This window comes from Rhodobacteraceae bacterium M382 (genome assembly GCA_025141015.1).
Taxonomy (GTDB): Bacteria; Pseudomonadota; Alphaproteobacteria; order Rhodobacterales; family Rhodobacteraceae; genus Aliisedimentitalea; species Aliisedimentitalea scapharcae.
Genome location: CP081098.1, coordinates 4,452,827 through 4,466,580 on the forward strand (window position 1 = coordinate 4,452,827; position 13,754 = coordinate 4,466,580).

The 13,754-nt window shown below is 56.3% G+C and carries 12 protein-coding genes; all 12 read left to right on the forward strand.

The genetic code is table 11. The annotated features are described in order from the left end of the window. Positions 1-127: 127 nt before the first annotated feature. The 12 genes from K3727_20650 to boxC all read left to right on the forward strand — a co-directional run bounded on the left by K3727_20650 (position 128) and on the right by boxC (position 13,753). The gene (locus K3727_20650) at positions 128-1,159 is read left to right on the forward strand and encodes a cupin domain-containing protein (protein ID UWQ91119.1); all 1,032 of its coding nucleotides are present in this window, start codon (positions 128-130) and stop codon (positions 1,157-1,159) included. Beyond that, positions 1,156-1,854: a fumarylacetoacetate hydrolase family protein gene (locus K3727_20655; protein ID UWQ91120.1), complete on the forward strand. Its 699-nt coding sequence runs from the start codon at positions 1,156-1,158 to the stop codon at positions 1,852-1,854. Before K3727_20650 ends, K3727_20655 begins: the two co-directional genes overlap by 4 nt. 6 nt (positions 1,855-1,860) lie before the next feature. Then, positions 1,861-3,033 carry a 3-hydroxybenzoate 6-monooxygenase gene (locus K3727_20660; protein UWQ91121.1) on the forward strand — a complete coding sequence of 391 codons (1,173 nt, stop codon included), beginning with the start codon at positions 1,861-1,863 and terminating at the stop codon, positions 3,031-3,033. A gap of 202 nt (positions 3,034-3,235) precedes the next feature. Beyond that, positions 3,236-4,282, forward strand: a complete 1,047-nt coding sequence (locus tag K3727_20665) for a TRAP transporter substrate-binding protein (GenBank protein ID UWQ91122.1) — start codon at positions 3,236-3,238, stop codon at positions 4,280-4,282. Positions 4,283-4,358: 76 nt separating this feature from the next. After that, positions 4,359-4,940, forward strand: a complete 582-nt coding sequence (locus K3727_20670) for a TRAP transporter small permease (protein ID UWQ91123.1) — start codon at positions 4,359-4,361, stop codon at positions 4,938-4,940. Further along, a complete protein-coding gene (locus K3727_20675) occupies positions 4,940-6,445 on the forward strand; it encodes a TRAP transporter large permease (protein ID UWQ91124.1) in 1,506 nt (501 codons plus the stop codon). The genes K3727_20670 and K3727_20675 overlap by 1 nt, the downstream gene beginning before the upstream one ends. Before the next feature lie 208 nt (positions 6,446-6,653). After that, positions 6,654-7,142, forward strand: a complete 489-nt coding sequence (locus K3727_20680) for a MarR family winged helix-turn-helix transcriptional regulator (GenBank protein UWQ91125.1) — start codon at positions 6,654-6,656, stop codon at positions 7,140-7,142. A gap of 1 nt (position 7,143) precedes the next feature. Next, on the forward strand, positions 7,144-8,955 hold the full coding sequence (locus tag K3727_20685) for a feruloyl-CoA synthase (protein ID UWQ91126.1): 1,812 nt from the start codon (positions 7,144-7,146) through the stop codon (positions 8,953-8,955). Positions 8,956-9,098: 143 nt separating this feature from the next. Next, positions 9,099-10,637 (forward strand): benzoate-CoA ligase family protein, encoded by a 1,539-nt coding sequence (locus K3727_20690; protein ID UWQ91127.1) that lies wholly within the window; start codon positions 9,099-9,101, stop codon positions 10,635-10,637. A gap of 2 nt (positions 10,638-10,639) precedes the next feature. Further along, positions 10,640-11,467, forward strand: coding sequence for an alpha/beta hydrolase (locus tag K3727_20695; GenBank protein ID UWQ91128.1), 828 nt, complete (start codon positions 10,640-10,642; stop codon positions 11,465-11,467). A 107-nt stretch (positions 11,468-11,574) separates the two neighbouring features. After that, on the forward strand, positions 11,575-11,919 hold the full coding sequence (locus K3727_20700; protein ID UWQ91129.1) for a DUF309 domain-containing protein: 345 nt from the start codon (positions 11,575-11,577) through the stop codon (positions 11,917-11,919). Between the two features lie 172 nt (positions 11,920-12,091). Beyond that, a complete protein-coding gene (gene boxC / locus K3727_20705) occupies positions 12,092-13,753 on the forward strand; it encodes a 2,3-epoxybenzoyl-CoA dihydrolase (GenBank protein UWQ91130.1) in 1,662 nt (553 codons plus the stop codon). Position 13,754: the final 1 nt, after the last annotated feature.

The following is a 13,754-nucleotide window of genomic DNA, read 5'->3' on the forward strand; positions in this document are numbered from 1 at the left end:
GCGATGCCTTTTGGACCGATTGCGACCAAGTTTCAATGCGGCGTACAGGACCCAAAAGCGAGCAAAGCTTGACTTGTTAGGGTGTATACTTATCAATTAAAGGCGTCACTCAATGAGGAACATCGCCATGACGGACGAACTGGGACGCCTCGAAGATCTGCCTCAGGACTATCGGGAAGAGCTGGTCGCCGCAGGTGTTGCGCCGCTCTGGCCGATGATGCGCAATGTTCTGCCCCACGATGCGCCGGTACCGAAAACCCGTGCGGGGTACTGGAACTATCAGACCATTCGCCCACTGTTGATCAAGGCCGGTGCGCTGACCCCGGTGGAAAAGGCGGAACGTCGGGTTCTGGTCCTGTCTGACCCCGGTCGCGGCGTCGGCGCGATGCAGGCCACCTCGTCAATCTATCTAGGGCTGCAATTGCTGTTGCCAGGTGAATCTGCGCCAGCTCATAAACATACTCCGTCTGCTGTGCGCATCGTTGTCGAAGGCGAAGGCGGCTATACCGTCGTTGACGGTGAACGCCTCCCCATGTGCGAAGGCGATCTGGTGATGACGCCAGGTGGCGACTGGCACGATCACGGCCATGATGGCACGGACCCGGTGGTCTGGCTGGATGCGTTGGATCTGCCGCTATTTGTCTATCTCGAAGGGTCTTATGCCATCGGCGGCGACCTTCAGGCCCAGCGCAGCCGCCCAGATGCCAGCGCGGTCGAATATGCCGCCGCAGGGATGGTCCCCACCCGAGTGCGCCAACAGGCCGTGCGGCGCTATCCAATGATGCGCTATCCGTGGGCGAGTGCGGAACGGGCATTGCGGGCCATGGCTGCGCATGGAGAGGTGGCCGAGCTCGACTACATCAATCCCGAGACCGGCACCGACGTGCTGCCAACCCTGGGTTTTACCGCCATGATGTTGCAGCCAGGTGAAATCGTGACCCCGCCCCTGCGGTCCAGTTCAGCGGCGTTTCACGTGGTGCGCGGCACAGGACGAACAACCATCAACGGAGAACCGTTTGACTGGGGCCCCAAAGACACCTTTACCGCCCCTGTTTTTGCCGATCTGATACACGAGGCTGACGACGAAAGCTTTTTGATCCGCATACACGATCGCCCACTGCAGGACCGCCTGGGCTATTACGAGGAAAGACCCCGATGACATCCCCCCTGTTCGAATTGCCCGCTATTCCGATGATCCCGGTCAACGGTGAAGATAACGCATTTCCCATTGGACGTATTTTCTGCGTCGGGCGCAACTACGCCGCCCATGCAGCGGAAATGGGGCACGAGGTCGACCGCGAAGCACCGTTCTACTTTACCAAATCCCCCGCCAATGCGATCCTGAGCGGCAGCGAAACCGCCTATCCTCCCGGAACCGAGAATTTCCACTATGAAATGGAGCTGGCCGTCGCCATCGGCAAGCCGGTGTTCCGTGCAACCGCTCAACAGGCGTGGGATGCGATCTATGCCTATGGCTGTGCGCTCGACATGACCCGGCGTGATTTGCAGATTCGGGAGCGTAACAAACAGCGCCCCTGGGATCTGGGCAAAGACGTTGAGAATGCCGCGGTATTTGCCCCTCTGACCAAGGCCGGCGACTGGAGCCCCCTGGACGCGACCCGTATTCATTTGTCTGTCAACGGTGACACCAAACAGGATGCCACGCTCGAAGAGCTGATCTGGAAGCTGGATGAGATCATCTGCCATCTGTCAGGGTTCTACCACTTGCGACCTGGGGATCTGATCATGACCGGTACTCCAGCCGGAGTTGGACCGGTGGTTGCCGGGGATCAGATCACCGGTGGCATTGACGGGTTGGACCCGATCAGGCTCGACCTGAGCGCAGCGGAGTAGGCACATATGACCACGGATCGGATCGTCATTGCCGGAGGAGGGATTGGCGGTCTGGCTGCGGCCATTGGATTGGCCAATCGGGGTCGCGATGTCATCGTGTTGGAAAAGTCCGGTGCCTTTGGAGAAATCGGGGCAGGCATTCAACTGGGGCCCAATGCCTTTCACGCCTTTGACGCCCTGGGGATAGGCGACGCGGCTCGAAACATGGCCGTCTACATTGACAACCTACGCCTGATGGATGCGCTGACCGCGCGCGAAATCACCCGCATTCCTTTGGGCGAAGAATTCCGCGCCTTTATGGGCAATCCTTATGGGGTGGTGCATCGCGGTGAATTGCACCGGGTGTTCCTCAAGGCCTGCCAGGCGCATGATCGGGTCGAATTGCGGACCGACGCACGCGTGATCGGGTACGATCAGACCCAGGACCATGCCAGGGCCATTTTAGAAGATGGTCAGGCCATTCAGGGCACCGCCGTCATCGGAGCCGATGGGCTGTGGTCCAAGATTCGCAGCCAAATGCTGCACGATGGTCCGCCTCGTATTTCGGGTCACACGACCTATCGGTCGGTGATCCCGGTCGACGAAATGCCCGAAGATCTGCGCTGGAACGCGGCAACTCTGTGGGCCGGCCCCAAATGCCACATCGTCCACTATCCCCTGTCGGGCTGGAAGCTGTTCAACCTGGTGGTCACCTATCACAATGATGCACCCGCCCCGGTCGCGGGAACACCGGTGACGCATGATGAGGTGCGACAGGGTTTTGAACATGTGCATCCAAAAGCTTTGCAAGTCATCGACAAAGGGTCGAACTGGAAAAAATGGGTGTTGTGTGATCGCGATCCCGTGATGACTTGGACAGATGGGAATGTTGCGCTTTTGGGCGACGCTGCGCACCCGATGCTCCAGTATTTTGCACAGGGTGCCTGTATGGCAATGGAAGACGCTGTATGTCTGGCCGAAGAGCTTTCCCGTCCAAATGTTGCACCCCAGGATGCCTTGGTGACCTATCAGGGCAAGCGCCACCTGCGCACGGCACGCGTACAGCTTCAATCGCGCGAAATCGGCACCCATATTTACCATCCCGAAGGGGCGCATGCCGATTTACGTAACAAGTTAATGATTGAAAAAAATCCCCTAAATTGGTACGAAACGCTAAGCTGGCTTTACAAAAAAAAATAAAACTTCGGCATCTGACGGTTGATAGTTACAAATGCACTCAATACGAGTAGGGTGAAGAAATTACCCGACCGAACGGTCAGTTGTAAAATTATCTCAACTGCACTTCGAGGTTCGGGACATCTTTGCAAAGATTTTGGCAATATATTGCAATATCGTAATGGGTAGGCATTATATTGCGAGTAAGGTCAAAGGGAGGAATCATATGACCACTCGGAGAATGCTTTTGGGCGCAGTTGGCGCCGCGGCCATGATGGCCATGGGCGCAACCTCAGCCATGGCACAAGAGGTCACACTGAAACTGCACCAATTCCTGCCTGCGCAGGCAAATGTGCCAAAGCTGATTCTGGACCCCTGGGCCGACAGCATCGAAGAAGCGTCGGGCGGGCGGATCAAAATTGATCGCTTTCCGTCGATGCAACTGGGCGGCAAGCCCCCAGAGCTGATGGACCAGGCCATTGATGGCGTTGCTGATATCGTCTGGACCGTTGTTGGCTACACCCCCGGTCGGTATCCATCGACCGAAGTGTTCGAGCTGCCGTTCATGATGACCAATGCGCGCGCCGTTTCCCACGCCTATTGGGAAATGTTCGACAAGCATCTGAAGGACACCGAATTCAAGGACGTCAAAATCCTGGGAACCTGGGTGCATGGCCCCGGCATGATCCACACTGCGGATCCGGTTGAAACTCCTGATGATCTGCAAGGCATGAAAATCCGTGGCGGGTCGCGTTCTGTGAACGCGCTGCTGACACAGCTGGGTGCAACCCCGGTTGGCATGCCGGTACCTGCAGTCCCCGAAGGTCTGTCCAAAGGCGTGATCGACGGCACCACGATTCCGTGGGAAGTCACCGCAGCCCTGAAGGTCCCGGAGCTGGTTGAAAACCACACCGAATTCACCGGCAAGGCCCTGTACACGCTGACCTTTGTTCTGGCGATGAACAAAGAGAAATTCGACAGCCTGCCCGCCGATCTGCAAAAGGTGATCGACGACAAATCTGGTCTGGAATTCTCGGTTTTTGCTGGTGGAACCCAAGCCGATGCAGACGGCCCGTCGCGTGAAATGGCGCTGGATCTGGGAAACAACGTGATCACCCTGGACGCCGACGCGACCGCCGAGTGGCGCACATTGTCTCAGCCAATTTACGACAATTGGCTGGCTGACATGGCGGAAAAAGGCAAAGACGGTCAGGCCCTGATCGACGAAGCCACCATGCTGATCGAAAAATACACTCCGCAATACGAAAAGTAAGGCGGTCGTTCCATAAAATTTGGCCGCGGCGACTGGTTCGCCGCGGCTTTGCTTATCCGGCAAAAGGCAAACAGCCATGCACAGTTTCATGACGGGATTGGCCAGAAAGATGGCCATGATCGGCGGGCTCATCCTGAGCGTTCTCATCATTCTCACCTGCATTTCGATTACCGGACGCCTGTTGAACGGTTTCTTTCACAGCGACTTGATGGAAGGCATCGCGCCCGGTTTTTCAAAATGGATGATCAATCTGGGTGTTGGACCAATCAACGGCGACTTTGAATTGGTCGAAGCAGGCGTTGCCTTTGCAATTTTTGCCTTCCTTCCCCTGTGTCAGATCACCGCGGGCCACGCGTCGGTGGATATTCTGGCGAACTCTTTTTCCAAGCGAGTGAACCGGTTCCTGCGCATGGTTACCGAAATCGTGTTTGCAGTGGTCCTTGTTCTGATTGCCGTCAAATTGGGCGATGGAATGCTGAGCAAACTGAAAAATGGAGAGACCTCGTTTCTTCTCGAATTCCCGGTCTGGTGGGCCTATGCCGCCAGCCTTGTTGCCGCCATCGTCGCCGCCATTGTCGGCACCTATATGGCCTGCATCCGCACTCTTGAATTCTTTACAGGCCGCATCCGGATCTGGGACGGCGTGGAGGCTGAATAATGACTACCCTTGAAATCGGCATCGCGTCTTTTCCGGCCTTGATGGTCCTGATCTTTCTACGGGTCCCTATCGGGCTCGCCATGTTTCTGATTGGATTGATCGGCCTGGTGATCGTCACTGACGGCACCCAAGTGGCCTTTGGCCGGCTCAAAAGCGAGACCTATTCAACCTTCTCCTCTTATTCGCTGACCATCGTGCCGATGTTTCTGCTGATGGGACATTTCGCGACGTTGGGCGGCATGTCCAATGCGCTGTTCAAAGCGGCCGAGGGTTTCCTGGGGCATCGCCGCGGTGGTGTTGCCATGGCCGCCATCGGGGCCTGCGCTGGGTTTGGTGCGATTTGTGGATCGTCGCTGGCCACCGCGGCAACCATGGGCCGCGTTGCCCTGCCCGAACTCAAGGAATATGGTTATGCAGGTGGGTTCTCGACGGCCACGCTGGCTGCCGGTGGCACATTGGGCATCCTTATCCCGCCGTCGGTGGTGCTGGTAATCTATGCGATCCTGACCGAACAGAACATTGCCAAACTGTTCCTCGCAGCCTTTGTACCTGGCCTGCTGGCGGCGCTTGGCTATGTTATCGTGATTTCGATCTATGTCCGCCTTTATCCTGAAAGCGCAGGCACCCGCCCGGCAATTCCATGGGCGGACCGCTTTGCGGCCCTCTTTCGGGTCTGGCCGGTTCTGATGGTTTTTGGCGCTGTTGTCGGCGGCATCTACGGTGGCCTGTTCACCCCAACCGAAGGTGCCGCTGTCGGAGCCTTTGGCACCGGATTGATTGCCTGGTTGAACGGCGGGCTGGATCGTCCCAACCTGATCGACAGTTTTCTGGTAACCGCGCGTTCAACGGCAATGATCTTTTTCATCGTGCTGGGTGCTGGGTTTTATAATGGGTTCCTCGCGCTGACCCAGGTCCCCCAAGAACTGGCTGACTTCGTTGTCTCCCAAGGGTGGAGCCCTTGGGTCGTGCTTGCCATGATCTTGTGCTTCTATCTGGTCTTTGGTTGCCTGATGGACAGCCTTTCAATGATCCTTCTGACTATCCCGATCTTCTTCCCTGTGATTTCCGCCATGGATTTCGGATTTCTGTCGCTTGCCCAAGAACAGGCAGACGCGGCCATGGCAGTTCTGAATGCGGGTATCCCCGAAGGTATGGGGGCGGAAATGCTGGATTCGATCCGTCAATCCATTGCCTCGGGTGCCGAACTGACCCGTGAACAGATGAAAGAACTGGGTATCCGGGTCACACAGGGCAAGATCAACCGGCTGGAATCCGAATTTGTTGCCATCTGGTTCGGCATCCTGGTTCTGATCGTGGTGGAAGTCGGCTTGATCACTCCGCCCGTTGGGATGAACCTGTTCATCATCAACGCGATGGACCGGAAAACCCGGATGGTCGATACCTACAAGGCGGTCATGTTCTTTGTCGCCTCGGACATTGTTCGTGTGATCATATTGGTCATGTTCCCAACCATAACCCTGCTGTTCTTACCAGGGTGGTTCTAAACAGCATCAAAGCCGGGGAAATTTCCCCGGCTTTTTTGTTGGGTTGACGCGGTTCAGAGACAGTTGCAATCTAAACGTGCGGCCCCGTTCCTGGCGCACTTGTCGATCCGGCATTCACGAAACATGCCTTGGATAGATCACGTGTCGATCAGAACGCATTGGGGGCATCAGGCAAACCAATATATTCTAGCCGCCCGTTAGGACCCACGTGACCCAAAAACAGACCACACTCCCCCGACACAAAACAAATCGGCCAACCGTTTCCGATCAGGTTCTGCGAAAATTTACCAGTTACTCGGTGCGTCGCACTGCCAGCGTCATCTACGCTGACATCAATCGGTCGTTGAAACACCTGGGACTTCGCATGATCAGCTTTTCGGTTTTGACCATGGTCGCCCGGAATCCCCATATCAGACAGGCAAACCTGGCCGAAGCGCTGGGAATGGAACGGCCAAACCTGGTGGCGATTGTCAACGAATTGCAAAATGTCGGTTGGGTCATCCGCATTCCCGACCCTACCGACCGGAGAGCCTATGGCCTACGGATCACGACGGCAGGACGTAACGTTTTGTCAAAAGCAACTGCAGAAGCCAACGCCCATGAGGCTAAGGTCACTCAGCATTTGGACGATGACGAGCGGCAGATTCTGATACGCGCGCTGAAAAAGATCGAGGACGCAACCAAACAAGGGGGATGACATGGCCAGACCAAAGTACCGCACGCAAAAGGTTTCACGACAAAACCGGGCGGACGGATCGATTTTACTCAGGTCTGAATATGCATTGTCTCCAACGGCCAACAGCACAAATGACTGGCTTGAACAGTGGGCCCATTCGCGTCCTGACGCTGTTTTTCTTGCAGAGCGAAGCGGAGCAGGCTGGCGCGAATTGCGATATGGTGCGGCTCTGGAACAGGTGCGATCCTTGGCGGGTGGCCTTCTGGCACGCGGGTTAACCGCCAAAACACCTATCCTGATCCTTTCGGGCAATGGCATAGACCACGCGCTTGTGACTCTGGCTGCGCATTATGTCGGCATTCCTACCGTCCCGGTGGCCGAGCAATATTCGCTGATCCCCGGTGCTGACTCCCAACTCTCCTACATCACTGATCTGATCGACCCCGCATTGGTGTTCGCCGTCGATGGCCAGACATTTGCCAAATCTCTGGCTCTGGATGTCATGGAAGGTCGTGATCTGGTGGTGGCGCAGTCGCCCGGCCCCGGTATGACCACATTGGATGAACTGTCTCGCAGTGACGTCATGGAGGTCACCACCGCACGCAACGACGTTGGTCCGGACACCATTGCCAAGATCCTTATGACTTCGGGTTCGACATCAGATCCCAAAGGCGTAATCACCACCCAAGGCATGATGTGCACCAATCAGGCGCAATACATTGGCGCTTTGCCCTTTCTCGACAGCCATCCGCCTTGCCTGGTTGACTGGCTCCCCTGGAATCATGTGTTTGGTGGCTCAAACAACTTCAATCAGGTTCTATGTCATGGCGGAAGCCTGTATATCGACGACGGCAAACCAATCCCGGCCTTGATCGGGCGGACCGTCGAAAACCTGCTGCTGAAATCACCGACCGTTGCCTATAATGTTCCGGTTGGCTTTGGCCTACTGCGCACTGAAATGCAGAACAATGATGCACTGAAGCAGGCCTATTTTCGGCACATGGACATGCTGTTTTATGCCGGAGCCCCCCTGCCCCCGGACATCTGGAGCGATCTGGATGACATGGCCCGATCCGTGCGCCCGGACGGGATTATGATGACTACGTGCTGGGGCATGACCGAAACTGCTCCGGCGTGCATCTTCCAGCATCAGCCTGCGGCCAGCGTGGGATTGGTGGGTGTCCCCCTGCCCGAAGTCACAGCCAAATTGGTCCCTGACGGGCCAGACAGGTACGAACTGCGCGTAAAAGGTCCGAACATCACGCCGGGATATTTTCATGCATCGGCACAAACCGAACAGGCCTTTGACAACGAAGGGTTCTTTTTGACCGGCGACGCCATGACTTTTGCCGACATGGACGATGTGAATGCCGGGTTGAAATTCGCTGGACGACTGTCCGAAGATTTCAAGCTGGCAACTGGAACTTGGGTCCGGGCCTCCGATCTTCGAATGGCAGTCTTGAGCGCATTGAAACCATTGGCGCAGGATGTTGTTCTGACCGGTGAAGGGCGGGACGCAGTTGGGGTTCTGATCCTTCCCGCTCCCAATCAGATTGCCAAGGCTGACCTGTCGCCTCGTCCCGGCCTGATCTGCTCTGACGCCCTGCAACAACAGATCGCAGACCGCCTGGCCCCTTTTTCAGATCCATCCCGCGGCAGTGCAAACCGTATCACCCGCGCCTTGATCCTGTCAGAAGCACCAATGATGGCTGCCGGAGAGATTACGGCCAAGGGTAATCTGAATTTCCGAAAGCTGCTGACCCGGCGCGCTGCCTTGGTTGATTTGCTCTATGGCCCATGGATTGCGGAACAGATTCTGCTGGCACCTGCATAATGGCGCCACCTCTTTAAGCATTATATTGCATTATTCCAAAAGGAGTGCATTATATCTCCACACGAAGGTTGGCCTGTCTGATCGGCTGACCGAATCGTTCACCCGGAACATCCGGGGATACGCGCGAACAGAGAGGAGCAAGCATGTCAGGTGAAGGCAACGCCGCGAGCTATTTTGTGGATCGCCATCTGGTTGAAGGTCGCGGCGATCACTGTGCCTTTCGCGAGGCAGGCGGTCGCAAACGCCAGATATCATATGCAGAGCTGGCCGACCTGAGCGCCCGGACGGCGGGGGCCTTTGAACGTGCCAATGTTCCGCGTGAAGCCCGCGCGTTGATGCTCGTTCTGGATCAGATCGAATTCCCCCAGATCTTTTGGGGGGCACTCAAGGCAGGTGTGGTACCGGTCCCGCTCAACACTCTTTTGGCCACGGATGTCTACGAACTTATCCTGCGTGACAGCCGCGCCACGATCTTGTTTGTCTCCGAAGAATTATGGCCCGTTGTCGCGCCAGCAACCAAATCCGCGCCGGACCTGAAACAGATCGTGGTGATCGCGGATCAGGCCCCCGACGGCACGCAAAGCTTTGCTGATTTCATGGATGGCGCAGGCCCCGTCGATACCGCTGCATGTTCAGAAGATGAAATCGCCTTCTGGCTCTACTCTTCGGGCTCGACCGGCCAACCCAAGGGGGTGCGCCACGTCCATGGCGCACTCAAGGCGACATCGGACACCTATGGGGCCCATGTATTGGGAATTGCGCCACAGGATGTGATTTTCTCCGCGGCCAAGTTGTTCTTTGCCTACGGGCTTGGCAATGGGATGACCTTTCCCATGTCGGTTGGGGCCACGGCGATCCTGTACAATGGTCGCCCAACCCCGGACACGGTCATGGATGTGATCAACGCCGAAAAACCCACTATTTTCTGCGGAGTGCCAACGCTTTACGCCGCAACCGTTATGCACCTGGATCATCATGAAAAACCGGATGCGCCCTTGCGGCGCTGTATTTCTGCCGGTGAAGCCCTGCCAATGGATGTAGGCAAGGCATGGGAAGCCATCTGGGGGGTCGAAATTCTGGATGGTGTCGGTTCGACAGAAATGCTGCATATCTTCTTGTCCAATGCGCCGGGTGACGTGTTGTATGGCAGTTCGGGCATCGCGGTCCCCGGATATGAACTTCGTCTGGTCGACGAAGACGGAAACGACGCCGCTCCCGGTGACATTGGTGAATTGCTGGTGCGCGGAGCCTCGGCGGCGGATGGGTATTGGAATAAACGCGGCAAAAGCCGTAGCACATTCGAAGGGGAATGGACCCGCACTGGCGACAAATATGAAATGACCGCCGATGGCCGTTATATCTATTGTGGCCGCACCGATGACATGTTCAAGGTTTCCGGCATCTGGGTGTCCCCCTTTGAAGTCGAACAGGCTTTGGGCTCTCATCCCTGCGTTCTTGAAGCCGCTGTCGTGCCGGCGCAGGATGACTCAGGACTGGACAAGCCCAAGGCATTTGTCGTGCTCAAGGACACCGAAGGGTCAGATGCGTTGTCGCAGGAGCTGAAAGATCTGGTCAAAGAGCGGGCTGGAAAATGGAAATACCCACGCTGGATAGAGTTTCGCAACGACCTGCCCAAGACGGCAACCGGCAAGATTCAACGATTCAAACTGCGGGGCGAATGATTATGGACACCTTTGACTGGTCTGCCAATCCGCACGGTCTGCTCGACATCGAAGGGGTCCGGCTGGAATGCGCCTGTTATGGACCCTCGCCGGATCAGGCCCCGACCATTGTGCTTCTGCACGAAGGGCTGGGGTCAGTTTCATTATGGCGTGATTTCCCGCAAAAGCTCGGCGCGGCCACAGGGTTTGGCGTTTTTGCCTATTCACGGCAAGGGTATGGGCAATCCCAATCCATCGACCTGCCCCGCCCTCTGGATTTTATGACCCGCGAAGCCCAAGGGCCGCTTCCCGAACTTTTGGATCGGATCGGACTGCAACGCGGGATCTTGATGGGGCACAGCGACGGGGCGAGCATATCGGCGATCTACGCTGGGAGCGTGGCCGATCACCGCATTCGCGGGCTTATTCTCATGGCACCTCATTTCTTTACGGAACCGATTGGGCAGGCTGAAATCGCGCAAGCTCGAATAGCTTTTGAAACCACCGATCTGAAAGATCGGCTCGCCAGACATCACCGCGATCCAGAAGGTGCCTTTCGCGGCTGGAACGACACCTGGCTTGACCCCGAATTCCTGTCATGGAACATCGGAGATGTGATTGATTATTTCCGCATTCCAACGCTGGCGATCCAGGGGCGCGGTGACCAATATGGCACATTGGCACAGATCGAAGAGATTGAAACCAGATCTTATGCCCCGGTAGAAATGGTGGTGCTCGAAGATTGCCAACATTCTCCACATTTGGAACAAACTGATGCGGTTCTGGAGGCCGTGACCGATTTTACCCAGAGGCTGGAGCGGATAGAGGCCGAAGTCGTCATTCCTGCGTGATCTCTGTGACACGTTTTAAATCCCCCCCTTTTGCCTATGTTCCGGGTCAGACGCCCCGGCACGATCCATCCCAATTCAATCTCCTGTGCGCCACCGCAAAACCAGGAATGTCGGTTTCCCAACTCCTGTCCAGCGATGCCTGGGCCGCAGGCATTCAGTTTCTGAATTCAGACTACAACTGGGAAGCGCATGAAGTGTTCGAACCAGTGTGGCAAGCCCTGCCAAACCCGAGTCCGGAACGCGCTTTGACCCGTGCATTGATCCAATTGGCCAACGCGCAGTTGAAAAGAAAGATGAACAGACCCAATGCTGTTTTGCGATTGTGTGATCAGGTTGTTGAACTGATGGATGGCCTTCCGAACGACACCTTTGTGACATGCGGCGTGGTACGGGAGACCCTTGAACACCAGGTGGATCAATTGCGATCCACCGTGATTCTTCGCAATCCCTAATATTGCATTATATTGCAGATTCTCGAACCCGCCCGACGGGAGGTCAATTTAATAACCCCAAGAAACTCATGTTTTACTGAAGGTTACGTTGAGCATTATTTTGCATCATTACCTTTACCCATTCCCAAAGATGTATTAAGTTGCATCAAACCGATCTATTCAGGAGCGCGCCATGTCCAAAGTCATCGACTTTCAGACCGACCCCTCGCGATACCGCCATTGGCGGGTCGAATATGATGGGGAAATTGCCAACCTGTTCATGGATGTGGATGAAAAAGGCGGATTGTTTGACGGCTACGAGCTCAAACTGAACTCTTACGATCTGGGTGTAGATATTGAATTGGCTGACGTGGTTCAACGCATGCGGTTCGAACACCCCGAAGTCAAAGTGGTGATCATGCAATCCGCCAAGGATCGGGTGTTCTGCGCCGGGGCCAACATTCGGATGTTGGGCGGAGCCAGCCACGCACACAAGGTCAACTTCTGCAAGTTCACCAACGAAACCCGCAACACTTTTGAAGCCGCCGAAGCAGACTCTGGTCAGAAATACATGGCTGCTGTCAAAGGTGCCTGCGCCGGGGGGGGATATGAACTGGCTCTGGCCTGCAATTACATCATGCTGACCAATGACAGTTCTTCGTCTGTCGCCCTGCCCGAAGTGCCGCTGTTGGCCGTGCTACCTGGTACCGGCGGGCTGACCCGTGTCACCGACAAACGCAAGGTGCGCCGAGACCTGGCCGATGTTTTCTGTTCCGTCGAAGAAGGCGTCAAAGGTCAGCGGGCAGTGGACTGGAAACTGGTGGACGAGGTTGTCGCCAATTCGAAATTCGACGCGACGGTACAGGACCGCGCTCGGGAGTTCGCCGCTGCATCCTCCAAACCCATCAACATCACCGGGATCGCATTGACCCCACTTCGGCGCAGCTTTGGTGATGATGGTTCAGTCGCCTATTCCAGCGTGGAAATCACCGTCAATCGAGACGCAGGGCGCGCAACGATCACCATCAGCGGGCCCCAAGAAGATGCACCAACCTCTGGTGATGCCCTGCAACAGCAAGGTGCCGATGCCTGGATCCTCCGGGCAGCACGCGAATTGGATGATGCTCTGCTGCATTTGCGTCTGAACGAACGAGAGCTTGGGCTTGTCGATTTTCGCACCCAAGGTGATGCAGACAAAGTTATGGCCCATGAAGCGGTGCTGCTGGAGAACACCGACAACTGGCTCGCCAATGAGATCCTGAAATATTGGAAGCGGGTGTTGAAGCGGGTCGATATGACGTCGCGCTCGCTGGTGGCGCTGGTCGAGCATGGTTCGTGTTTTGCCGGGCCGCTGGCCGAATTGCTGTGGGCCGTCGACCGGTCTTATATGATGCTGGACGAATTTGAGGGCGATAACCGCCCGATGGCGGCCGTCGCACTGAGCCCCGGAAATTTCGGCCTCTACCCAATGGGCAATGATCTGACCCGTTTACAAACCCGGTTCCTGGGCACTCCTGAAACTGTGGATGCCCTGCGGGAGCATATCGGAGAGTCGCTGGAGGCGGACCAGGCCGAGGAACTGGGCCTGATCACCTATGCCTTTGATGATATCGACTGGGAAGACGAAGTGCGGATTTTTCTCGAAGAACGCGCCAGCTTCTCGCCTGATGCGATGACAGGGATGGAAGCCAACCTGCGGTTTGCAGGGCCGGAGACCATGGAAACCCGGATTTTTGGCCGCCTGACCGCCTGGCAGAACTGGATTTTCCAGCGCCCCAATGCGGTGGGGGAAAACGGGGCCCTGCAACGCTATGGCACCGGGATCCGCGGCGAATACGATATGGAACGTGTGTAAA

Excerpts from the sequence above, each read along its gene's own strand:
- K3727_20650 (UWQ91119.1), top strand. The coding sequence starts at position 128 with ATGACGGACGAACTGGGACGCCTCGAAGATCTGCCTCAGGACTATCGG.
- K3727_20655 (UWQ91120.1), top strand. The coding sequence starts at position 1,156 with ATGACATCCCCCCTGTTCGAATTGCCCGCTATTCCGATGATCCCGGTC.
- K3727_20660 (UWQ91121.1), top strand. The coding sequence starts at position 1,861 with ATGACCACGGATCGGATCGTCATTGCCGGAGGAGGGATTGGCGGTCTG.
- K3727_20665 (UWQ91122.1), top strand. The coding sequence starts at position 3,236 with ATGACCACTCGGAGAATGCTTTTGGGCGCAGTTGGCGCCGCGGCCATG.
- K3727_20670 (UWQ91123.1), top strand. The coding sequence starts at position 4,359 with ATGCACAGTTTCATGACGGGATTGGCCAGAAAGATGGCCATGATCGGC.
- K3727_20675 (UWQ91124.1), top strand. The coding sequence starts at position 4,940 with ATGACTACCCTTGAAATCGGCATCGCGTCTTTTCCGGCCTTGATGGTC.
- K3727_20685 (UWQ91126.1), top strand. The coding sequence starts at position 7,144 with ATGGCCAGACCAAAGTACCGCACGCAAAAGGTTTCACGACAAAACCGG.
- K3727_20690 (UWQ91127.1), top strand. The coding sequence starts at position 9,099 with ATGTCAGGTGAAGGCAACGCCGCGAGCTATTTTGTGGATCGCCATCTG.
- K3727_20695 (UWQ91128.1), top strand. The coding sequence starts at position 10,640 with ATGGACACCTTTGACTGGTCTGCCAATCCGCACGGTCTGCTCGACATC.
- K3727_20700 (UWQ91129.1), top strand. The coding sequence starts at position 11,575 with ATGTCGGTTTCCCAACTCCTGTCCAGCGATGCCTGGGCCGCAGGCATT.
- boxC (UWQ91130.1), top strand. The coding sequence starts at position 12,092 with ATGTCCAAAGTCATCGACTTTCAGACCGACCCCTCGCGATACCGCCAT.